This is a genomic window from Aestuariivirga sp. (genome assembly GCF_047600585.1).
Classification (GTDB): domain Bacteria; phylum Pseudomonadota; class Alphaproteobacteria; order Rhizobiales; family Aestuariivirgaceae; genus Aestuariivirga.
In genome coordinates, this window is sequence record NZ_JASGKP010000001.1 from 1,113,927 (window position 1) to 1,134,779 (window position 20,853).

General features: G+C 64.0%; 20 protein-coding genes. 9 read left to right on the forward strand and 11 right to left on the reverse strand.

From position 1 onward, the window contains the following. Positions 1-277: 277 nt before the first annotated feature. The 3 genes from QM801_RS05285 to serB all read right to left on the reverse strand — a co-directional run bounded on the left by QM801_RS05285 (position 278) and on the right by serB (position 1,971). On the reverse strand, positions 278-550 hold the full coding sequence (locus tag QM801_RS05285; protein WP_415018167.1) for a hypothetical protein: 273 nt from the start codon (positions 548-550) through the stop codon (positions 278-280). A 71-nt stretch (positions 551-621) separates the two neighbouring features. Then, positions 622-897: a hypothetical protein gene (locus tag QM801_RS05290; RefSeq protein ID WP_415018168.1), complete on the reverse strand. Its 276-nt coding sequence runs from the start codon at positions 895-897 to the stop codon at positions 622-624. Positions 898-1,098: 201 nt separating this feature from the next. After that, the gene (serB, locus tag QM801_RS05295; RefSeq protein WP_415018169.1) at positions 1,099-1,971 is read right to left on the reverse strand and encodes a phosphoserine phosphatase SerB; all 873 of its coding nucleotides are present in this window, start codon (positions 1,969-1,971) and stop codon (positions 1,099-1,101) included. A 2-nt stretch (positions 1,972-1,973) separates the two neighbouring features. Here serB and miaA point away from each other — a divergent pair, with 2 nt between their 5' ends. The 4 genes from miaA (at position 1,974) to ilvN (ending at position 6,752) form a co-directional block, all read left to right on the forward strand. Next, the gene (gene miaA, locus QM801_RS05300) at positions 1,974-2,861 is read left to right on the forward strand and encodes a tRNA (adenosine(37)-N6)-dimethylallyltransferase MiaA (RefSeq protein WP_415018170.1); all 888 of its coding nucleotides are present in this window, start codon (positions 1,974-1,976) and stop codon (positions 2,859-2,861) included. Next, positions 2,858-4,060 carry an AGE family epimerase/isomerase gene (locus QM801_RS05305; RefSeq protein WP_415018171.1) on the forward strand — a complete coding sequence of 401 codons (1,203 nt, stop codon included), beginning with the start codon at positions 2,858-2,860 and terminating at the stop codon, positions 4,058-4,060. Before miaA ends, QM801_RS05305 begins: the two co-directional genes overlap by 4 nt. Positions 4,061-4,422: 362 nt before the next feature. Further along, on the forward strand, positions 4,423-6,177 hold the full coding sequence (locus QM801_RS05310; RefSeq protein WP_415020895.1) for an acetolactate synthase 3 large subunit: 1,755 nt from the start codon (positions 4,423-4,425) through the stop codon (positions 6,175-6,177). Between the two features lie 11 nt (positions 6,178-6,188). Continuing rightward, positions 6,189-6,752, forward strand: a complete 564-nt coding sequence (ilvN, locus tag QM801_RS05315) for an acetolactate synthase small subunit (protein WP_415018172.1) — start codon at positions 6,189-6,191, stop codon at positions 6,750-6,752. A gap of 249 nt (positions 6,753-7,001) precedes the next feature. Here ilvN and QM801_RS05320 read toward each other — a convergent pair whose 3' ends face one another. From QM801_RS05320 to QM801_RS05330, 3 genes are all read right to left on the reverse strand, one after another. Next, positions 7,002-7,328 (reverse strand): GIY-YIG nuclease family protein, encoded by a 327-nt coding sequence (locus QM801_RS05320; RefSeq protein WP_415018173.1) that lies wholly within the window; start codon positions 7,326-7,328, stop codon positions 7,002-7,004. 299 nt (positions 7,329-7,627) lie between these two features. Next, the gene (locus QM801_RS05325) at positions 7,628-9,124 is read right to left on the reverse strand and encodes a bifunctional metallophosphatase/5'-nucleotidase (RefSeq protein ID WP_415018174.1); all 1,497 of its coding nucleotides are present in this window, start codon (positions 9,122-9,124) and stop codon (positions 7,628-7,630) included. Positions 9,125-9,214: 90 nt separating this feature from the next. After that, positions 9,215-9,589, reverse strand: a complete 375-nt coding sequence (locus tag QM801_RS05330; RefSeq protein ID WP_415018175.1) for a hypothetical protein — start codon at positions 9,587-9,589, stop codon at positions 9,215-9,217. Positions 9,590-9,806: 217 nt separating this feature from the next. On the opposite strand from QM801_RS05330, the gene QM801_RS05335 reads away from it, so the two are divergent. Further along, positions 9,807-10,541, forward strand: a complete 735-nt coding sequence (locus QM801_RS05335) for a pyridoxine 5'-phosphate synthase (protein WP_415018176.1) — start codon at positions 9,807-9,809, stop codon at positions 10,539-10,541. Positions 10,542-10,833: 292 nt separating this feature from the next. Here QM801_RS05335 and QM801_RS05340 read toward each other — a convergent pair whose 3' ends face one another. Together QM801_RS05340 and QM801_RS05345 are read right to left on the reverse strand one after the other, a co-directional pair. Next, positions 10,834-11,229: a hypothetical protein gene (locus tag QM801_RS05340; protein WP_415018177.1), complete on the reverse strand. Its 396-nt coding sequence runs from the start codon at positions 11,227-11,229 to the stop codon at positions 10,834-10,836. Then, complete coding sequence (locus QM801_RS05345; RefSeq protein WP_415018178.1) at positions 11,226-11,687, reverse strand: RidA family protein; 462 nt, start codon at positions 11,685-11,687, stop codon at positions 11,226-11,228. The genes QM801_RS05340 and QM801_RS05345 overlap by 4 nt, the downstream gene beginning before the upstream one ends. Positions 11,688-12,008: 321 nt before the next feature. Here QM801_RS05345 and QM801_RS05350 point away from each other — a divergent pair, with 321 nt between their 5' ends. The 3 genes from QM801_RS05350 to QM801_RS05360 all read left to right on the forward strand — a co-directional run bounded on the left by QM801_RS05350 (position 12,009) and on the right by QM801_RS05360 (position 16,240). Then, entirely contained in the window at positions 12,009-12,494 is a 486-nt protein-coding gene (locus QM801_RS05350) for a LysE family translocator (RefSeq protein WP_415018179.1), read from the forward strand. A 405-nt stretch (positions 12,495-12,899) separates the two neighbouring features. Continuing rightward, the gene (locus QM801_RS05355) at positions 12,900-14,561 is read left to right on the forward strand and encodes a formylglycine-generating enzyme family protein (RefSeq protein WP_415018180.1); all 1,662 of its coding nucleotides are present in this window, start codon (positions 12,900-12,902) and stop codon (positions 14,559-14,561) included. A 65-nt stretch (positions 14,562-14,626) separates the two neighbouring features. Further along, the gene (locus tag QM801_RS05360) at positions 14,627-16,240 is read left to right on the forward strand and encodes an extracellular solute-binding protein (protein WP_415018181.1); all 1,614 of its coding nucleotides are present in this window, start codon (positions 14,627-14,629) and stop codon (positions 16,238-16,240) included. 468 nt (positions 16,241-16,708) lie between these two features. Here QM801_RS05360 and QM801_RS05365 read toward each other — a convergent pair whose 3' ends face one another. From QM801_RS05365 to QM801_RS05375, 3 genes are all read right to left on the reverse strand, one after another. Then, the gene (locus tag QM801_RS05365) at positions 16,709-17,014 is read right to left on the reverse strand and encodes a S24 family peptidase (protein ID WP_415018182.1); all 306 of its coding nucleotides are present in this window, start codon (positions 17,012-17,014) and stop codon (positions 16,709-16,711) included. A 238-nt stretch (positions 17,015-17,252) separates the two neighbouring features. After that, entirely contained in the window at positions 17,253-17,852 is a 600-nt protein-coding gene (locus tag QM801_RS05370; RefSeq protein WP_415018183.1) for a response regulator transcription factor, read from the reverse strand. After that, complete coding sequence (locus QM801_RS05375; protein WP_415018184.1) at positions 17,849-19,492, reverse strand: ATP-binding protein; 1,644 nt, start codon at positions 19,490-19,492, stop codon at positions 17,849-17,851. The genes QM801_RS05370 and QM801_RS05375 overlap by 4 nt, the downstream gene beginning before the upstream one ends. A gap of 216 nt (positions 19,493-19,708) precedes the next feature. Between QM801_RS05375 and ilvC the strand changes: the two genes are divergently transcribed. Continuing rightward, positions 19,709-20,728, forward strand: a complete 1,020-nt coding sequence (ilvC, locus tag QM801_RS05380; RefSeq protein ID WP_415018185.1) for a ketol-acid reductoisomerase — start codon at positions 19,709-19,711, stop codon at positions 20,726-20,728. The last annotated feature ends 125 nt before the right edge of the window (positions 20,729-20,853 follow it).

Consider the following 20,853-nt stretch of genomic DNA (forward strand, 5'->3'; position numbering starts at 1 on the left):
TTTCTTCTTCGCGGACTTCTTTGCGGATTTGGCCATGTGATCTCTCCCGGATTTTCCGATACCGAGAGTTGCGCAATTCCGCAGGACGTTCAAGGCGTCAGAACGTACCAGCGGCCCCCTTGCACCGAGGAATGCAAGGGAGCCGCCCGTGCGGATCCGGTTCTGCTGGGAGCAAGGAGCCGGCCCCGCCGCCGTCCCAGACCGTGCGGCCGGTGTCTGCAGGGGGAAAATGGAGAGGGGAAACCTGCAGACCCCGGTGCACAGTCCGGTTTTGTCATCACACCTGGAACTTGCCGTCCTTGATGGTGATCTTCATGGTCTTGGCATCGCACTGGCTGCTGGTCTTGCCGAGCGACAGGGTGCCGCCCTTGGCGCAGTTGATGTTGACGCTGTGACCGGAAGCCAGCGAGTAGTGCTTCACCTTGCCGTGCATGGGCGCGAAGGTCAGGCGGCGCACGGTCTTGTCCGTGTTGGTGACGGAGGTGGCGCCGGCAGCGCCCGTCACGAGGGCAAGGGCGAGGGCAGCAGAAGCGATACGAACGAGATTCATGGGAGGTCTCCTTGAGTGAAGGATGGGAGGTTGAGACGTAAGAGAGTTAGGAAGCCGGGGGTGTCAGGCGATCAGCCGGCGACCAGATGGCCGTCCTTGATCATCACCTTCGCGGTCTTGGCATCGACGTCGAGGCTCTTGCCGCCAAGGGTCAGGGTGCAGCCCTTGTCGCACTTGATGTCGGCGGAGGCCTTGGACTTCACATCCACTTCCTCGGTCTTGCCGGCCTTCAGCTTCACTGAGACCTTGTAGGCAGAGGCATCTTCGTTCTGCACCGTCAGGGCGTTGGCCGCCGTGGCAAGTGCTGCGAGAGCAAACGCTCCCGCGATGAAAACACGTGTTTTCATGTGCGTAACTCCGGATTGTCCGAATGTTGGCCGGGCGTGATTGCCCGGTACGCAAAAGCTACGCCGGAGTTTTTCGCAATGTGAGTTAAATGCCGTTCATGTGACACTGCATTATGCCGCAACGCCTTGACGAATTGGCGCCGCAATTGAGGAGCGTTCGCGCTGCGCCGCCACGCTTCCGGCGCAAAGATTGCGCCGAGTTCATGAACTGTGCACGAACTGCGAACGCTTGTAGCCTTGGAGATAGAGGAGCGCGGTCAGGTCGGCGTGATTGATACGCACGAGACTGCTCTCCTGGACGTGTGGCTTGGCATGAAGGGCGACACCGATTCCGGCTTCAGAGAGCATGGCGAGATCATTGGCGCCGTCGCCCACCGCAATGGCATCGGCGGAGTCGAGCCCGTGCTTCGCGGCCAGCTCCTTCAGGCCTTCGACCTTGGCCTTCTGGCCGAGGATGGGGCGAGCGACCGTCCCGGCCAGCGTGCCGTTCTCGATGATGAGTGTGTTGGCCCGGTGTTCGTCGAAGCCGAGTGACGCCGCCACATGGGATGTGAAAGCGGTGAAGCCGCCGGAGATGAGGGCGGTATAGGCGCCATTCCCCTTCATGGTGGCGAGCAGCGTCTTGCCGCCCGGCATGAAGGTGATGCGGGTGGCAATGAGTGTCTCGATGATGGAGGCGGGCAAGCCCTTGAGCAGGCCCACACGCTCGGTGAGGGCACCTTCGAAATCGAGTTCGCCGCGCATCGCCTTCGCGGTGATGGCGGCAATGCGCTCGCCCACGCCAGCGGCAATGCCGAGCTCATCGATGCATTCCTGGTGGATCATGGTCGAGTCCATGTCCGCCACCAGCAGCCGCTTGCGGCGGTTGTGGATGGAGACGGTCGCTGCATCCACAGGATGCTTGCGCAGTTCGACGAGGAACTCCGGCAGGCGTTCGAAGGCTTCCACTTCAAGGGCTTCACCGGGCGACAGCCAGTGCGGCGCGCCGCCGCCGTGATCTCGAATGGCGTCCACCACCTCCGTCGTGATTGCGCCCGACCCCGGCGCTGCCATAAGAACAAGGACGGAATCCATCGATGCGCCAGACCCTTTCAAAATCCGCGCTGCTTATTGCAGGCCCCACCGCCAGCGGCAAGTCGGCGCTGGCCATGAAACTGGCCCGCACCCGGAACGGCGTCATCATCAACGCCGATTCGATGCAAGTCTACCGGGAGCTGCGCATTCTCTCGGCGAGGCCCTCGGCGGAGGAGGAGGCGCTCGTTCCGCACCGCCTTTATGGCCATGTGGGCGGCGAGGAGGATTTCTCCGTCGCCCATTGGCTGGCCGACGCCATTCTTGCGATCGAGACCACCTGGCGGCAGGAAAAGTTGCCCATCGTGGTGGGCGGCACCGGCCTTTATTTCATGGCGCTGGAGAAGGGGCTCTCGGAAGTGCCGCCCATTGCCGTGGAGATCCGCGAGCATTGGCGGAGCTTCAAGGGCGATCTCCATGCCGAACTGCTGAAGCGCGACACGGTGATGGCGGCCCGCCTTCCCGCCTTTGACCGGCAGCGCATCATCCGCGCACTCGAGGTGATCGATTCGACCGGTGTCTCGCTTGCCCGCTGGCAGGAGGAGGGGGAGCGCAACGCTTTCCTGAATCAGATCAACGTGGAACGGCACTATGTGGATGTGCCGCGCGAGGTGCTTTACGGGCGCGCCGAGCAGCGCTTCGACGCCATGATGGCGGCGGGCGCGCTTGAAGAGGTGGCGGCCCTGCCGCCGCTCGATCCCATGAAGCCTGTGATGAAGGCGATCGGCGTTCCGGAATTGCAGGCGCATCTGCGCGGCGAGATTTCACTCGCTCAGGCCGTGACCGACGCCAAGACCGCCACGCGGCACTACATCAAGCGCCAGACCACCTGGTGGCGCGGACAGATGAAACACTGGACAACCGAGACCAACAGAAGCGAGATCACGGCATGACCCCCTGGCGCACATCCCCCACCCACCGGCAATGGCTGATGAAGCAGGCCGACAGCCTGTTCGATTTCTTCCACTACACCAGCCTCAACCCGAATGGCGGCTTCTTCGACCTCTATGATGACGGCCGCCCCATCGGCGACCTGCGCCAGCTTCATGCCACCACCCGCATGGTGCACTGCATGGCGCTTGGCCATCTGCTCGGACGGCCCGGTGCTGCCGCCATGGTCGATCACGGCATGGAGTACATCTGGCGCGGCCATCGCGACTCGAAGCACGGCGGTTACATGTGGTCGCTGGATGATGCGGGTCCGCGCGACGACACCAAGCAGGCCTATGGCCATGCCTTCGTGCTGCTGGCGGCGTCCAGCGCCAAGTGCGTCGGCCATCCGCTCGCCGACAAGGTTCTGGCCGACGTGACGGAAATTCTCGAGACGAAGTTCTGGGAAGCGAACCCCGGCGTCACCTCGGAGGAGTACGGCCGCGACTGGTCGAAGATCTCGGACTATCGCGGCCAGAATTCCAACATGCATCTGACCGAGGCGCTGATGGCCGCCTTCGAAGCGACGGGGGAGGGCGAGTATCTGCGCAAGGCCGAGAGCATCGCTTCCTTCATCATCGGCAAGCATGCTGCAGCCCTTGGCTATCGCGTCGCCGAGCATTTCGATGGGGCGTGGGCCGTCGACAACGACTATCGCGGCTCGGACATCTTCCGGCCGTCGGGTTCCACGCCGGGCCACTGGCTGGAATGGGCGCGGCTGCTGTTGCAGCTCTGGGTCTCAGGCGGCAAGCGCCTCGCCTGGCTGCCGGAGGCCGCCGAGAAGCTTTTCCGCAACAGCGTCACGCTGGGCTGGGATCACGAGAAGGGTGGCTTCTACTATACGATCAACTGGGACAACTCACCGCGCCTCCGCCAGAAGCTGTGGTGGCCGGCGACGGAGGGTATCGGTGCCGCCCACTGGCTTGCCGCGCACAATGAGGATCCGTTCTTCGAGGATTGGTACCGCCGCATCTGGGGCTTCTCGGCCATGCACCTGATCGATCACAAGCACGGCGGCTGGCACCCGGAACTGGGCGATGATCTCAAGCCGCAGCGCGGCTTCTTCACCGGCAAGCCGGACATCTATCACGCGCTGCAGGCCTGCCTGATCCCGCTCTATCCCGTGACCGGCAGCCTGACGAAGGCGATGGCGGGGGAGTGAACTCATGCCCCTCACCCCCGCGTTCCGCGGACCCTCTCCCCGGAGGCGAGAGGGCTAAACTTATTCGCCTTCTCCCGCTGGCGGGAGAAGGTGCCCGAAGGGCGGATGAGGGTGGGTGTCAAAAAGTCCATCCCATCCCCACCCCTTGACCTCGGAACCCCCAGCGCCTACAAGCCCGGCCCATGAAGAAGATCATTCTCGTCGTAGGACCGCGTGGCGCCGGGCAGGGTTAACCCTGCCGGAGTTTCGGTGCTGCGCGGTAAACAGGCTCCCACAGGGGGCCTTTTTTATTGGAAAAATTGCTTTAGAGACGCTGGACGACAAGTGAGGACAAGATGGCTGGAACCCCAAACGGTGAATTGATGACGGGCGCGGAGATCGTGCTCAAGGCGCTCGCAGACCAGGGCGTGACGACGGTGTTCGGATATCCGGGGGGCGCGGTCCTGCCGATCTACGACGAATTCTTCCAGCAACAGAAGGTGAAGCACGTGCTGGTGCGCCACGAGCAGGGCGCAACCCACGCCGCCGAAGGCTATGCCCGCTCCACCGGCAAGGTGGGCGTGGTGCTGGCCACCTCCGGCCCCGGCGCCACCAACTGCGTGACCGGCCTCACCGACGCCCTGATGGACTCGATCCCCATGGTCTGCCTCACGGGCCAGGTGCCGACCCATCTCATCGGCAACGACGCCTTCCAGGAATGCGACACGGTGGGCATCACGCGGCCCTGCACCAAGCACAACTGGCTGGTGAAGGACGTGAACGACCTCGCCCGCACCATCCACGAGGCCTTCTACGTGGCGCGCACCGGCCGCCCCGGCCCGGTGGTGGTCGACATTCCGAAGGACGTGCAGTTCGCCAAGGGCAAGTACGTGGGTCCGCAGGGCATCACGGCCAAGACCTATGTGCCGCGCGTGAAGCCGGACCAGAACGCCATCCGCGCCGCCATCGAATTGATCGCCACGGCGAAGCGGCCGATCCTCTATACGGGCGGCGGCGTCATCAACTCCGGCCCCACGGCCTCCAAGCTGCTGCGTGAATTCGTTGCCATGACCGGCATTCCGATCACCTCCACGCTGATGGGCCTCGGCGCCTATCCGGCGTCCGGCCCGGAGTGGCTGGGCATGCTCGGCATGCACGGCACCTACGAAGCCAACATGGCCATGCACGGCTGTGACGTGATGATCAACGTTGGCGCCCGCTTTGACGACCGCATCACCGGCCGCCTCGATGCCTTCTCGCCGGGCTCGAAGAAGATCCACATCGACATCGATCCGTCGTCCATCAACAAGACGGTGAAGGTCGACATTCCGGTGATCGGCGACGTGGCCCATGCGCTGGAAGACATGATCCGCCTGTGGAAGTCGCGCTCGCTGAAGATCGATGCCAAGGCGTTGGCCGACTGGAAGGCGAAGATCAAGACGTGGAAGGCGGTGGACTGCCTCAAGTACACGCCGAACCGCGACGTGATCATGCCGCAGTATGCGATCGAACGCCTCTATGAGCTGACCAAGGACAAGGACTGCTACATCTCCACCGAGGTGGGCCAGCACCAGATGTGGGCCGCACAGTTCTACAAGTTCGAGGAACCGAACCGCTGGATGACCTCCGGCGGCCTCGGCACCATGGGCTATGGCCTGCCGGCGGCCGTGGGCATGCAGGCGGCGCATCCAAAGTCGCTCTGCATCTGCATCGCGGGCGACGCCTCGGTCCTGATGAACATGCAAGAGATGAGCACCGCCATCCAGCACCGCCTGCCGATCAAGGTCTTCATCCTCAACAACCAGTACATGGGCATGGTGCGCCAGTGGCAGCAGCTGCTGCACGGCAACCGCCTGTCGGAAAGCTACATGGACTCGCTGCCTGACTTCGTGAAGCTGGCCGAGGCCTATGGCGGAACCGGCATCCGCTGCGACAAGCCCGCCGATCTCGATGACGCGATCAAGGAGATGATCGCCGTCAAGGGTCCGGTGCTGTTCGATTGCCGCGTGGCCAATCTCGCCAACTGCTTCCCGATGATCCCCTCGGGCAAGGCCCATAACGAGATGATCCTCGGCTCCGAGATCAAGGACGAGGAGGTCGGCAACGTGATCGACTCCAAGGGCAAGCAGCTGGTGTAAGGAGAGAGATCATGAACGCAGCACACCTTACCGGCACGGGCTCCGCCTACTTCCTCGAAGAGAAGAAGCAGGAGGCGGAGGCCCATACGCTCGCCGTCATCGCCGAGAACCAGCCGGGCGTCCTCGCCCGCATCATCGGCCTCTTTGCGGGCCGCGGCTACAACATCGACTCGCTCACCGTCTCGGAGACGGAGCACGAGAAGCATGTCTCGCGCTTCACGATCGTGACCACCGGCACGCCGTCGGTCATCGCCCAGATCAAGAACCAGTTGGAGCGCATGGTGCCGGTGCATTCGGTTGCCGATCTCACCGTATCGGGGAATTACCTGGCGCGTGAACTCGCCATGGTGAAGGTGGCGGGGAAGGGTGACAAGCGCGTCGAGGCCTTGCGCTTGGCGGATGCCTTCCGCGCTCGCGTCGTCGATGCCTCCACCGACTCGTTCGTCTTCGAACTGACGGGCAAGCCCGACAAGGTGGACCAGTTCATCTCGCTGATGGTGCCGCTCGGTTTGGTGGAAGTCTCCCGCACCGGCGTCGCCGCCATCCTCCGCGGCCCCGAGGCGATGAAGGGGTAGGCATTCAATCGTCATCCCTAACGCATGTGGAGGATGAGACATTGCCACATGTTCCGGCGTTGGAGCGCGGTGATCAAAAACTCGCGGCCCACATGCGTGGGCCGTGACGGTTCATTTTAGTTACGGCTGTTCATTTTGGTCCCGTCATCCTCCACGCATGTGGAGGATGAGACTTTGCGACATGTTCCTACGTTGGAATGCGGTGATCAAAAACTCGCGGCCCACATGCGTGGGCCGTGACGGTGTTTATCAAACCCCTACCGGCACCAGTGTCCTCAGCGCGTCGATCTCCTCGTGCAGGTCCCGCCACTCGGGATTGAACCGGTCGATCATCTCAAGCTTCCAGCGCCTCTTCCACTTCTTCAATTGCTTTTCCCGGTGGATGGCAGACTGCATGGTATGGTGATGCTCGTACCAGACGAGCCGGTGCAGTCCATGTTGCGACGTGAATCCAGCCAAAGTTCCGCTTTTGTGTTCGCTTACCCGTGTCCACAGTGCGCTCGTGACGCCGATATACGGTACCCCATGTTTCCGGTCCGACATGATATAGACGGCAGGCTGCTTCTCGATCCGCATGCCATTATGCCAAGCCAAGTTGCCGTAATGGTCAAATTTGCGTCTCCGATATTCACTCCACCCGTCATCCCAAACGCATGTGGAGGATGAGTCTTTGCTGCACGCTCCGGCGGCAGAACGCTGTGTTCAAAGACTCGCGGCCCACATGCGTGGGCCGTGACGGTTCATTTTGCTCCCGTCATCCTCCACGCATGTGGAGGATGAGACTTTGCTGCAAGCTCCGGCGGCAGAACGCTGTGATCAAAGACTCGCGGCCCACATGCGTGGGCCGTGACGAAGAGGAAAAGGCCGCCTGGACCTCACTTCAGCACGATCCGCCCCTCGACCTTGGCCGTCACCGTGCCGAGTTTCTTCACCAGCACCATCACGTCATTGGCGATGAGCTTGCCGCCGCGGGCGTCGACCAGCACCTTGCCGCCGGCGAGCGCCGTGTAGCCGTCGCCGCCCGTGAGCATGTAGTCGTTGGTGGCGAGCTTGTAGCTGGCCTTCAGGTCAAGCGGCTTCCCCGCCACGTCGACAGAAACCACGCGCGAGCCCGCCGGCTTCGACGGATCGGCCACCACCTTCATTCCGGCCACCTGCGGAAAGCGGCCCGCGCCATTCTCGATCTTGGAGAAGCCGTTCTCCAGCGCATCCCACACCTGCTGGCCCGTCACCTCGGTCATCACCGTGACGTTGCCGAAGGGCAATTCGCTCAACACATCCTTGCGGGTGATGTTGCTGCCCGCCACATATTCCTTGTCGGCGCGGATGCCGCCGCCGTTGGTGATGGCGATGTCGGCGCCCACCGCATCCCGCATGGCATCGGCGATGAGGTTGCCGATCGCCGCCTCCTGGGTGCGCACCACATTGCGGCGTGAATCGAGCGGGCCCTCGGTCTTGCCGATCACCACGTTCAGTTCCTTGTCGAGTTCGGCCTTGAACTGGTCGACGAGCTTCATGGTCTCCGGATCAGGCGTGACGCTCGCGGTGTCGATGAAACGGAAGTTCGGTTCCCACGTCACGCTGCGCTTGCCGTCCTTCTCCTGCACATTCACGGTGAGGTCGACGGGTACGAGATAGTTCGCTTCCGTCGAAGTATCCACATAGGCCGTGATGCCGTTGTACTGCACCACGAGGTCATGATCGTCGCCCGAGAGGATCACGTCGAAGGCCTTGGAGGCGAGCATCTTCTGGTCGTCCGAGTGCGGCGCCTGCACCACGCCCACCACGATGTCGGCGCCATCCTTGCGGGCCTGTTTCGCTGCGGTGATGGCGCTCTCCGCCGTGGGCCCGAACTTCAGGTCGCCGGTTGACGCCACCTGCGGCGAGGTATCCTGCGCCACCGGAATGAGGGCGAGCTTCACGCCTGCGATCTCCTTCATCATCATGCCACCGAGGCCGGGCAGGGGCTTGCCGTTGCCTTGCGTGATGTTGATCGCGGCCCAGGGATATTTCGATTGCGTCATCGCCTTGGCGAAGACCTCGGGCCCGAAGTCGAATTCATGGTTGCCGGGCACGGCAAGATCAAAGGGCACTACGTTGGTGAGCTCGATCATGTTGCTCCCTTTGTCGAGGCCGGAGAGCAGGGAGGGCGAGAGCATGTCGCCGTCGAACAGATAAAGCGTGTTGGGATTGGCGGCGCGTTCGGCGCGGGCCACGGCATTGAGGCGGGCGAGGCCGCCCCGCGTCTTGCCGCCTTCGAAGTTGTAGACGTCGCCCACGCCAAGAAGCGTGATCTTCACCGGTTCGGCAAGGGCAGGTGCCGCAAGTGCGGCGGCTGCAAGGGTGGCGACGAGAATGCTGCGGAACTTCATGAGGGCCTCCTGTGACGCATGCGGCATAGAAAAACTCCCCGTCAATTTCGTGACGGGGAGCGGATGATGCAAGTGTCTTGTGCGCGTGACTCAGGCCAGCTTCGGCGAATCCTTGGCGAAGAGGATCAGCATCATCAGCGCGCCCAGGATGGTGACGAGTGCGCCCACCTGCAGGAACAGCGTTTCCTGTCCGCCATCCACCAGGATCTTGCCGATGATGAGCAGCAGGACGCCCACCTCGTAAACGGCGAACTGCGCCACGGCGAGTTTCGAATTCCGCAATGTGGGGTAGGCGTGATGCAACAGGCCGAAGAGCACCGATGCAACGAAGCCCAGGAGATTCATGTGGGCGTGCGAATTCCCGTAATTCATGTGATTGCTGGCGCCCAGCCAGGTGCCGAAGACCATGCCTGCGATCACCCAGACAAGCCCCAACAAGATGTAGTTTCGATCCAAACGTTGCATGGTTCCCTCCGACTGCAACGCCCCCGGCGCGACCTCAATACTCCCGCCGCTTGCTGCGCCGGAAGCAATTCCGGGTGGCGCTCCACGGGAAAATGCGCCCCACGCGGGTGGTGGGCGGGTGGCGGGCGCGCAGCAAGTGGTCTGGCAAAAAAATCGCCATCCGGCATTTCCTGCCCGTCCGCTTTCTATCTATGGGTCGGGCAGAAGGAGAAGTCCCTTGCCCTGCCAGTTGTCCGTGAACGTCAATGCCATCGCCTATCTGCGCAACCGCCGCGACCTGCCGTGGCCGTCGCTGGAGGAGCTGTCGCGCGTGGCGCTGGACGCGGGCGCCCATGGCATCACGGTTCACCCGCGCCCCGACGAGCGCCACATCCGTCGCACCGACGTGACGGCACTCGTTACCATGTTGCGCAAGGACTGGCCGGGCCGCGAGTTCAACATCGAGGGCTATCCGGACGAGCGCTTCCTGCAGCTTGTCGAAGTGGAGAAGCCGGACCAGGTGACACTGGTGCCGGATGATCCCTCGCAGTCCACCTCCGACCATGGCTGGGATTTTGCCAAGGACGGCGCGCGCCTGAAGGACATCATCGCGCGGCTGCACCGGTCGAAGTTTCGTGTCTCGCTGTTCGTCGATCCTGATCCGGCGGCGCCCGCCAAGGCAAAAGCCGTGGGCGCCGACCGCGTCGAGATCTATACGGGCCCCTATGGCGGCGCCTTCGATCCCGCCCTCATGCAGCGCGAGTTCGACAAGGTCGTCGCAACCGGCAAGGCGGCGGAGCAGGCGGGCGTGGGCCTCAACGCGGGACACGATCTCACCCGCGAGAACCTGCCGCGGCTTGTGGCAGCACTTCCCAATCTTGCGGAAGTCTCAATCGGCCACGCCATCACGGCGGATGCGCTGATGATGGGCATGGGCGAAACCGTGCGCCTCTTCCGCAAGGCGATTGCCTGATCTCTCCCCGTCATTCCGGACGCGCGCCTTGATCGAGCGCAGCGAGATGTCGCGCGCGAGCCGGAATCCAGCTTCGGCTGATGTCAGGTGCAAAAGAAGAAGCTGGGCCCCCGCCTTCGCGGGGGTGACGGAAATTAAATTCCGACTCTCTCATCCGTCATTCCGGACGCGCGCCTTGATCGAGCGCAGCGAGATGTCGGGCGCGAGCCGGAATCCAGCTTCGGCTGATGTCAGGTGCAAAAGAAGAAGCTGGGCCCCCGCCTTCGCGGGGGTGACGGCTCCAAAAACGTCATCACCTATCCTCCGCCGTCACCGGCAGGGGAAGCGGTGCGTTGGCGCTGCCGATCTTCAGTTCCACCGTCGTGAAGCTCAGCACCGTGCTGCCGATGTTCTCGAGGTCGTGCACCATCTTCTCGCCCTTGCCGAAGCTGTAGTGCCGGGTGGTGCCGAGGGCATACTCGGTGTCGACGCTGCGTCCGTCGGCATAGGTGGAGCGCGAACGCCCGGCGCTCGTTGCCGTCCAGAAATAGTTGAGCACGTGGGTGTGGAAGCCGACGCGCTCGCCGGGCGCCAGTTCGATCCGCCAGACGCGCACCGCATCCGTTTCCGAGAGCAGGCGTTGGCCCACCATGCCGTGTCCCTCGCCCAGGGCGCGGGCAAGTTCCGCCGCGCGGGTCTGACCACTCATGTCTCGGCCTCCGCATAGAGGACGACAAGCGAAGTGCAGTCGAGCGGCATCACCGGATTGGTGTAGATCATCCGGGTGTGGCGGCCACGCTCGCCGAAGACGGTGTTGATGAGGTCGGAGGCCCCGTTCAGGCACTTGGGGTGCTCCTTGAAGCTTTCGTCCACCCACATGGTGCCCTCGAGGCGGATGACGCGCTTCACCTTGGAGAGCGATCCCAGCGCATCGCGCAGCTGTGCAATCGCGTTGAGGCAGGAGAGCTGGCAGGAGAGATAACCCTCGTCGCCCGACAGTTCGCGGCCGATCCGGCCGACATAGGCCAGCTTTCCGTCGCGCCAGGGCAGGTTGCCGGAGGTCATGACGAGGTTGCCGGTCACGGCCCAGGGCACGTAGTTCGCCACCGCCGCAGCGGGCGGCGGCAGCACAAGGCCCAACTCCTTGATCCGCTCTTCAGGTGTCATCGGTCCTCCCGGTGGTTCTTGTTTTCGGCGACGTTATCACCGGCGGAGGAGGGCGCAAGAAGATCACGCACACCCGACTCCCGTCATTCCGGACGCGCGCCTTGATCGAGCGCACACTCCACCCTCATCCGCCCTTCGGGCACCTTCTCCCGCCAGCGGGAGAAGGCGACTTTGTTCGGGCTTCGGATGATTATCGCCCTCGCCCCTCCGGGGAGAGGGTCCGCGAAGCGGGGGTGAGGGGCACACCCGCGCTTACGCCCTCCCACGTTGCGCATCGAAACATTGGCACCGCCACCCCCGTCGTGGCAAAGAGCCGCCACCATGACCATCAGCAGCAACGACCTCTTCACCCTGGCCTCGATCGGCTTCGTGCAACTCCTCGCGGTGATCTCGCCGGGGCCGTCCTTCCTCATCACCGCGCGCACGGCGGTGGCGCGCTCACGCCGCGACGGCGTGAAGGTGGCGCTCGGCCTCGGCACCGGCACGATCGTCTGGGCGGGGGCGGCGATCTTCGGCTTCAACGCGCTCTTCCACGCCATGCCGGCGCTGTTCATGGCGATGAAAATTGCCGGTGCCCTGTTTTTGTTGTGGATAGCCTACCAGATTTTTGTTCATGCCCGCGTGCCCCTCGAACTCGGCAACCTTGAAGAAGGTGGAAGCCCTTACACCAAGGGTATTCTTGTTCAGCTCGGCAACCCGAAAGTGGCGGTCTTCTTCGGCTCGATCTTCTTCGCCATGCTGCCGGCTAATCCGCCGCTTTGGCTGCTGATTGCGCTGCTTGTCATCTTCACCTTCAACGAGGTGTGATGGTATTCAGTGGTCGCTCTCTTCTTCGGTGCGGGGCCCGTGCGCGCCTTTTATCTTCGCGCCAAGACATGGATCGATCGCATCACTGGCGTTTTTCTGGGCACGCTCGCTGCGAGACTCCTGTGGAATGCCACAGTTTCGAAATAATTTTTTCACCGTTCCTTAAGCCTCGCGCTCTACCTTAGGTGTCCCGGCGATCGTTGCGTCACACTTGTGCCGCAATGTGACCGAGAGTTCACCCCGGGACGGCACAATCACGTTTGTACACGGCGCGGCAGCAACGCGGCGTAGTGAGTGTGCTATATGACGCCTTCGCCTACACAGAAACAGAACCCCGGACAGAACCCGAAAGTTCACGACTTCAAATCGCGCTTTGGCGTCGTCCCGGATTCTCCTCCTCCGAAATTGACCAGGCTTCAGGCCCGCCGCGCCAAGCGCAAACGTGTGCGCACCGGCATGATTGCCTTCTCCCTGATGCTCGGCATCGCGGGCGGCACGGCCTTCCTCATCGCTCAGGATTTCGATCACGTCGCCTCGTTCTTCAAGCAACAGCCGGCAGCGAAGCAGGTGCAGACAGCGGATGCGACACCGCCACCGCCGCCTTCAGCACCTGTCGCGAAAACGACGACGGAAGAATCTCCGGTGCTGTTGCCGCAGGCAACGGCGCCTGCTGCTGCAGTGGCCCCGCCACCCAAGCCCGCAGCTGCTGCGACAGTCGTCGCTGAAACACCGGCGGCGGTTCCGCCTCCGGCCCCGGAGCCCGTGGCTGCGCCTGCACCCTCTGCCGTTGCAGCCTCCACCGCGACGCCCGAGGTGGAGCCGGATACCTCTGCCATCACGCTTGATCCGCCGCCGGCTGAAACGCCAGCACCGGCACCTGTTGTTGCCGAAGCCTCGCCCGAGCCGCAGACACAGCCGGAGCCCGTGCTTGCGCCTGCCGCCGTACCGGAGCCCAACGAAACCATCGCCGCCGCTGCGCCGCCCCAGCCTCAGACGCAGCCGCCGCCACAGCCGGTTGCTGCGGCCGCACCGCCGCAGCCGAAGTTCGTGCCGAAGATCACAACCGAGAGCTTCCAGTATCCGTCGCCGCCCGTGGTCACGCCTGATGGCGTGCTGACAGCAGGATCGGCGCAGACGCAGACCAAGGTGGTGACCGTCACCACACCGGCCCAGCCCGAAGCGATTGCCGACACCGCGGCTCCCGCACCGGCACCGGCACCGCAGGCCGCAGCACCCGCGCAGGAGCAGCAGGTCGCCATGGCCGCGCCTGCAAGTGAAACGGCTGCTCCCGTCGTCAAGCCGTCGAGTGGTGCGCAACTCGTGCAGGGCCAGGTCTTCCGCGATTGCGAGAACTGCCCAGACCTCGTGGTGGTGCTGCCGCCGCAAGGCCTGCCGCCCGAGCAGATCGGACGGGCCAAGATTCCGGCCGGCGCCGAACCGCTCAAGCCCTATGCCATCGGCCGCTTCGAAGTGACCTTCGACGACTGGGCCCGCTGCATGGCGGGTGGCGGTTGCAGCGCGCAGCCTGACGACGCCGGATGGGGTCGCAATACGAGGCCCGTCATCAACGTCTCGCACGACGATGCCGTGCAGCAGTACATCGCCTGGCTTTCCAGCGTGACGGGCGCCACCTACCGCCTGCCCACCGGCACCGAGTGGGACTTCGCGGAGGAGGGCGGCGGCGTCATCCCGGCGAGCGGCGTTCCGCTCATCGACAGCCAGACCATCTGCCAGTCCGGCAACTACGTCTCGGCCCAGGCCACCAGCCCGCAGGAAGCCTCCTGCGCCGATGGCTTCCCCACAACGGCGCCCGCCGGTTCGTTCAAGCCGAATGCGCTCGGCCTGCACGACATGCGCGGCAACGTCTGGGAGTGGGTGTCGGACTGCTGGACTCCGGGCTTCACCTTCCGCGTCAAGGACAGCGAGCGTGACTGCCGCAAGCGCCTGTTGCGCGGCGGGTCGTGGTCAAGCCGTGCGGCGCTCTCGGCAACGCCGCCGCGTGGCTTCGAAGTGGCAACCCGCGCTTCGAAATCGATCGGCTTCCGGGTGGCGCGCACGCTGCCCTGAAGCACCCTCAATCCGAGGCACTTTCAACTGCACCTGACCTTTCTTCTATCAGCGGAGACCAAAACATGACACGCGTCCGACTTTTTGCCGGTGTGGCGACACTCGCGTTATCGCTCGCGGCAGCAACGCTGCCGCTTTCGGCCCAGGGCATCATCCCCGGCCGGTCCCAGGCGGAGGACCTGAACGGCACCTCGCTCGCCAGCATCGCCAACATCACGCCGCAGGAACTGGCCACCGTGCAGCGCCTGCTGACGCGCCTCGGCTATCTGCCGCAGGGCAATCCCAACCGCACGCTCGATGCAGCGACGGTGGGCGCCATTGCCAATCACCTTGCCGCCGTGGGCTGGCAGGGCACGGGCCCCAATCCCGAACAACTGCTGCGCTCGCTCTTCGGCGCTGTGTGGATCAAGGAGGGCTGGTCCACGGGCTCCGCTCCGGGCCAGCAGATCATGGTCGGGCGTGACGATGTCCGCCGTGCCCAGGATGCGCTGAAGCAACTGGGTGGCGCGCCGGGCCCCGTGGACGGCATCTTCGGCCCCGCCACGCTTGCCGCCGTGGAAGGCTTCCAGGCCGAGAACGGCATCAAGGTCACGGGCCTTCTCACCCCCACCATGCTTCACAACATTTTGCGTGCTGCCGCCTTTGGCACGAAGACGCCGGCAGCCACCTTGCGCATTCTCTCGGCTGAGGGTGTCGTCGATCCCGCCGCGCTGCAGGGCTTCGAGCAGGCCACCAACATGCGGGTGATCCAGGACACCTATGTCAACCAGTCCGAGACCAAGGAACTGCTGATGCAGGGCTCCGCAACGTACGACCTCATGGTGCAGGCGGGTGCGGAAATGCGCCAGGTGCTGGAGAAGCCCGATGCGGTCACCAAGATCGACCGCCTGAAGATCCCCAACACGCTTCGCCTCGACACCGCCTCGCAGATCTACACGGAGTCGCTCGATCCGCTGAACGAGCACTCCATTCCCTATCTCTGGGGCACGATCGGCCTTGGCGTGAACAAGGAACGCGTGACGGGCCTCGTGCCCGATGCACCGCTCAACAGCATGGCGCTGGTGCTTGATCCGAAATACGCGTCCACGCTCGCCAGCTGCGGCATCGCCATGGTCGACGAGCCCATCGACGTGATCCCCTCGATCGTGAGCTACGTGGGCGGCGATTTCCGCAACGTCGGCATCACCGATCTTGAAGCGGTCGATCAGGCACTCACACAGATCAAGGATTACGTGCAGGTGGTGCCCAAGGCGCAATATGTCGATGGCCTTGCCAACGGCAAGTATTGCGCCAGCATCGGCTTCTCGGGCGACGTGCTGACGGCGCGCGAGGAGGCGAAGGCGCGCCAGACCGGCACCATCGTCTATGCCGTGCCGAAGGAAGGCAGCGAATTGTGGTTCCAGCTCTTCGTCATTCCGAAGAACGCCAAGAACCAGGACGCCGCCCACGCCCTCATCGACTACTTCCTGAAGCCGGAAGTTGCTGCGGCCGGCACCAAGGCGCTGAACTATGCCAACACGGTGTGGGCCGCTGGGCCCTTGCTGGAGGCGAAACTGCTGGATGATCCGGCGCTTTATCCGCCGCGCGAGACGATGAGCAAGCTGTCGATCCAGCCGCCGCTCTCGGCCGACGTGGAAGCGGAACTGAACCGCATCTGGTCGAAGCTGAAGAAAGGGTGAGCGGGGCGCTCTGACTATTTCCGTCACCCTCGCGAAGGCGGGGGCCCAGCTTCTTCGTCCGCAATTGTGATCCACCGAAGCTGGATTCCGGCTCGCGCGCGACATCTCGCTGTCGCTCGATCAAGGCGCGCGTCCGGAATGACGGGATGGGAGTGTGGTTTCAGTTTAGGATCGTCACCTCCGCCTTCGCGGGGATGACGGGTAAACAACGTTCTCGCGTTACTCTTCCCTCGTCATTCCATGCGAGCGACGCTCTGCGTCGCGAGACATGGAACCCCGCTTCCTTGTTCATCATCCAAAAGCTGGGTTCCATCTCGCGCGGCACTGGTGTGCCGCTTGGATGGAATGACGTTTCATTTGCATCGGACCACACAAAAAAAGAGGGATGGCCGCTGCGGGGTGGCCATCCCTCGGTCGTGGGTTGCGCCTCACCTCCCAGAGAGACGCAGCGCCACTGTTGTTTCCTCCCTATTGGCTGGCCCAGACGATGCGTCCAAGAAAGCTCAAGTCTTCCGACTGCAGGGTGATTTCGCGATTGGGATGGCCGCCGCGGTTGAGCACGGTCTTGTCCTTGCCATGATGAACAAGGGTGCCGCCCAAGAGCCCCGAGGCCTTGCTTTCCACGACGACGCGGTCTCCGAATTTCACGGGCGCGTCCCGGGCGACCAGGAGAATGTCGCCATGCCGGTAAAGCGGCAGCATCGTGTTGCCGTTCACGCCAACGGTGAGCAGCGTTTCGGCCTGTTCGGGCAACGGGGCGGCACCCTGGTTCATCTGGCGATGGTCCTCTCGCGATTCACGCCTGCGACTCTGCCTCCGCCGTGCAAAGCCTGCCATAGGCACCGCTACCCATGGGTGGCGTTGCCTATTGAGAGATGACGGGGGGCGCCTAAGTTCGGGAGGCTGCACACTTCTCCCGACGGAAGTACGACACAACACAGCAGCCCCCGGAGCCATGCGCCTTCCTGCCCGCCCCCCCGCCGGGCGCATGGCTCCACCACTCTCCGGAACATCACTTTTTGTGCAGGCCCGCATCCATCAGCAGGCTGATCAATTGCGGCAGCGAAGTCGCCTCCATCTTGGCGAGGATGCTCGCCCGGTGGTGATCGACGGTGCGGTTGCTGATCCCCAGTTCGCCCGCAATCGCAATGGTCGAATAGCCCTTCACCACGAGGGCCGCGACCGAGCGCTCGCGCGGGCTGAGCTTCGCCAGCCGTTCGGCAAGCCCGGACTTGCCCGCATCCTGTGCCAGCGCCTGGGCGATGGAAGCGGCCAGCTTCTCGTCATCGATGGGCTTCTCGATGAAGTCGTGCGCGCCCGCCTTGACCGCCGCCACCGCCATGGCGATGTCGCCATGTCCCGACATGATGATGACCGGAGGCGAATCCTCCCGCGCCGCCAGCAGCTTTTGTGCCTCGAGCCCGTCCACGCCCGGCATCCGCACGTCGAGCAGGATCAGGTCCGGCCGTGCGGCGGCGAGCGCCTTGAGCAGGGCCTCCACACTGTCATAGGCGCTGGCCTCGTAGCCGTAGGTCGTCAGGATCGAGGTCAGCGAGGTGCAGATGCGCTCCTCGTCGTCGACGATGAAGATGTGCGGCCGCTTGCGGATCATGCGGTGTCGGCTCCTTTCGCGTGGGCACGGGCGAGGGGCAACGTAAAGCAGAAGCGCGTGCCCTCGCGCGAGGTGGTGTCGTGCCAGAGTTCGCCGCCATGGGCGGTGATGATCGACTTGCAGAGCGAGAGACCGAGCCCCAGTCCTTCCGGCTTCGTCGATTGCAACGGCGCAAAGAGGTTGCGCTCGATCTCGGCGGGAACACCGGGGCCTGTGTCGGTGACACGGATTTCGGCGAAGCCCGGCCGCGCTTGCGCCGCGCTGATGCGGATCATCCCGTCACGCTTTCCTGCTTCCACGATGGCATCGCGGCCATTGCGCACGAGGTTGAGGATGACCTGCGCGATCTGCGTGCGGTTCGCAAGCACCGGCGGAAGGCCCGCGAGCCCCTCGATCCCGAGCTTGATGCTGGCGCGGCGCAGTTCGGGACCCACGAGATCGGTCGCAGTGCGCACCAGATGCTCGAGGTCAAGGACGGCCTTGTCGGTTTCGCCCCGGCGCAGGAACTCGCGCATGTTGCGGATCGTGGACGCGGCGGAATCGATCTGCACCACCGCCGCATCGATGTCGGCCACGTCCTTGCGGCGGTCGTGGCGCGGCTGCTCAAGCCTGCGCTTCAGGGCCCGCACGTGGCTGCGCGCCGCCGAGAGCGGCTGCGCCAGTTCATGCGACACCGCCGCCACCATCTCGCTGGCCAGCGAAACCCGCGAGGCCCGCATCAGCGCATCCTCGCTGTCGCGGAGCCGCGTCAGGTAGGCCACGCTGTCGAGGTAGAAGCGCTGCCGCTCGTCGATCGCCGCGCCCAGCACGAGCCCCGTGATCGAAAGCACGATCATCAGCATCTGCAATTGCGCCACCGAGCCCGCGTTGTAGTCGCGAAGCCCGAGGAAGAGGATCATGGCGCCGCTCGCAATCAGGGCGGCGAGCACCGCCCCCGTCATGCCGTCGCGCAGCGCGAAGGCCACCACCGGCACGAAGACGAGATAGAAGAACTTGAACTGGTCCAGCGTCTCGATGCCGAAGACGGCAAAGCAGGTGGCGATGAGCAGCACCAGCAGCACGAGGCCGCCCCACCGGGCATGGGCGAGGAAAGTGCGGATGTTGCTGAAGCCCGGGAAGTAGATGAGCAGCGGAAACACCGTGACGATCCCCACCATGTTGCCGACCGAGACGGTCATGCCGAAGCGCAGGATCTTGTTGAACGACCAGTCGGTGCCGGGAATGGCGATCAGCATCTGGATGAGGGCGGAGGCCGCGGTTGCGGCGGTGGCCCCGAAGACGAAGCGGGCGGCCGCACTGCTGCCTGGCACGGCGAGCCCTGCGAAGTTCTCCCGCCCGCTCAGGATCACCACCGCAAGGGCCAGCATGTGTCCGGCGGCGATGGTCACGGTCCAGAAGGGGGTGGAGAAGGGGGCCCAGATGGCGAGGCAGGCGAAATGCACGGCGGCCAGCAGCGGCAGGGCCCGCCAGCCCGCCACATAGAGGGCGGCCAGCGCCAGGCCCGCTTCCGGGTTCCAGGGGGTGGAGCCGGTCTCGGCGAGGCGGAAAACGTCGGATGTCCAGTAGGTGATGCCGTAGATCACGGCGAAGGCCGGGGGCAGGAGCCAGCCGTCCGCTGCCGTCAGGGGGGAGCGCTGCAAATCCCGTCACCTCCGTTTGCTGGCCCGCGGTGGGACCCATGTCCCGTAATCTGGCATGGCCCGCCGGGAGGCACAAATGACATGACCTTCATCCGGGTTCCCGCCAGGAGGAGGGGGCGGGGCGGGGCCACAGCCCTGCGTTTTGTCCGCTTGATTTGGGGCCGTCGCCCCGCTAAGGCGCGGGGCGAAATAATCCAACAAAAAGGTAGTGGGAATATGCGCGTTTATTACGACCGCGATGCGGATGTGAACCTGATCAAGGGCAAGAAGGTGGCCATCATCGGCTATGGTTCCCAGGGCCGCGCCCATGCGCTGAACCTGAAGGACTCGGGCGCCAAGGAACTGGCGGTCGGTCTCAAGGCCGGCTCGCCCACCGCCAAGAAGGTGGAAGCCGACGGCCTCAAGGTGATGACCGTCGCCGACGCTGCCAAGTGGGCCGACGTGATGATGATGGCGACCCCGGACGAACTCCAGGCCGACATCTACAACAAGGACATCGCCCCCAACATCCGTGACGGTGCGGCGATTGCCTTCGCCCACGGCCTCAACGTGCACTTCAACCTGATCGAGCCGAAGAAGTCGGTCGACGTGATCATGATCGCGCCGAAGGGCCCCGGCCACACCGTGCGCGGCGAATACCAGAAGGGCGGCGGCGTGCCCTGCCTCATCGCCATCCACAACGACGCCTCGGGCAATGCCCATGACGTGGCGCTCTCCTACGCCTGCGGCGTGGGCGGCGGCCGCTCCGGCATCATCGAGACCACCTTCAAGGAAGAATGCGAAACCGATCTCTTCGGCGAGCAGGTCGTGCTCTGCGGCGGCCTCGTCGAGCTGATCCGCGCCGGCTTCGAGACGCTGGTCGAGGCGGGCTACGCCCCCGAGATGGCCTACTTCGAGTGCCTGCACGAGGTGAAGCTCATCGTCGACCTCATCTATGAGGGCGGCATCGCCAACATGAACTACTCGATCTCCAACACCGCCGAGTGGGGCGAATACGTCACGGGCCCGCGCATCATCACCGACGCCACCAAGGCCGAGATGAAGAAGGTGCTCAAGGACATCCAGACCGGCAAGTTCACCTCCGAGTGGATGCAGGAATGGAAGTCGGGTGCGGCCCGCTTCAAGGGCATCCGCCGCGTCAACGACGGCCACCAGATCGAACAGGTCGGCGAGAAGCTCCGCGCCATGATGCCGTGGATCGCCAAGAACAAGCTGGTCGACAAGACGCGGAACTAGTTCGCCACGCATTCAATGCATCAAGGCCGCTCTCCGGAGCGGCCTTTTTTGTTTGTGTCATTTGGTCATCATGCTTCGAGGCATTGCTGCGCAATGCACCTCAGCATGAGGGTGGCTTTGCCTCC

What these genes read in the sequence shown, in the direction of transcription:
- QM801_RS05285 (WP_415018167.1), bottom strand. Translation starts at nt 550, where the DNA reads ATGAATCTCGTTCGTATCGCTTCTGCTGCCCTCGCCCTTGCCCTCGTG.
- QM801_RS05290 (WP_415018168.1), bottom strand. Translation starts at nt 897, where the DNA reads ATGAAAACACGTGTTTTCATCGCGGGAGCGTTTGCTCTCGCAGCACTT.
- serB (WP_415018169.1), bottom strand. Translation starts at nt 1,971, where the DNA reads ATGGATTCCGTCCTTGTTCTTATGGCAGCGCCGGGGTCGGGCGCAATC.
- miaA (WP_415018170.1), top strand. Translation starts at nt 1,974, where the DNA reads ATGCGCCAGACCCTTTCAAAATCCGCGCTGCTTATTGCAGGCCCCACC.
- QM801_RS05305 (WP_415018171.1), top strand. Translation starts at nt 2,858, where the DNA reads ATGACCCCCTGGCGCACATCCCCCACCCACCGGCAATGGCTGATGAAG.
- QM801_RS05310 (WP_415020895.1), top strand. Translation starts at nt 4,423, where the DNA reads ATGACGGGCGCGGAGATCGTGCTCAAGGCGCTCGCAGACCAGGGCGTG.
- ilvN (WP_415018172.1), top strand. Translation starts at nt 6,189, where the DNA reads ATGAACGCAGCACACCTTACCGGCACGGGCTCCGCCTACTTCCTCGAA.
- QM801_RS05320 (WP_415018173.1), bottom strand. Translation starts at nt 7,328, where the DNA reads ATGCGGATCGAGAAGCAGCCTGCCGTCTATATCATGTCGGACCGGAAA.
- QM801_RS05325 (WP_415018174.1), bottom strand. Translation starts at nt 9,124, where the DNA reads ATGAAGTTCCGCAGCATTCTCGTCGCCACCCTTGCAGCCGCCGCACTT.
- QM801_RS05330 (WP_415018175.1), bottom strand. Translation starts at nt 9,589, where the DNA reads ATGCAACGTTTGGATCGAAACTACATCTTGTTGGGGCTTGTCTGGGTG.
- QM801_RS05340 (WP_415018177.1), bottom strand. Translation starts at nt 11,229, where the DNA reads ATGAGTGGTCAGACCCGCGCGGCGGAACTTGCCCGCGCCCTGGGCGAG.
- QM801_RS05345 (WP_415018178.1), bottom strand. Translation starts at nt 11,687, where the DNA reads ATGACACCTGAAGAGCGGATCAAGGAGTTGGGCCTTGTGCTGCCGCCG.
- QM801_RS05350 (WP_415018179.1), top strand. Translation starts at nt 12,009, where the DNA reads ATGACCATCAGCAGCAACGACCTCTTCACCCTGGCCTCGATCGGCTTC.
- QM801_RS05360 (WP_415018181.1), top strand. Translation starts at nt 14,627, where the DNA reads ATGACACGCGTCCGACTTTTTGCCGGTGTGGCGACACTCGCGTTATCG.
- QM801_RS05365 (WP_415018182.1), bottom strand. Translation starts at nt 17,014, where the DNA reads ATGAACCAGGGTGCCGCCCCGTTGCCCGAACAGGCCGAAACGCTGCTC.
- QM801_RS05370 (WP_415018183.1), bottom strand. Translation starts at nt 17,852, where the DNA reads ATGATCCGCAAGCGGCCGCACATCTTCATCGTCGACGACGAGGAGCGC.
- ilvC (WP_415018185.1), top strand. Translation starts at nt 19,709, where the DNA reads ATGCGCGTTTATTACGACCGCGATGCGGATGTGAACCTGATCAAGGGC.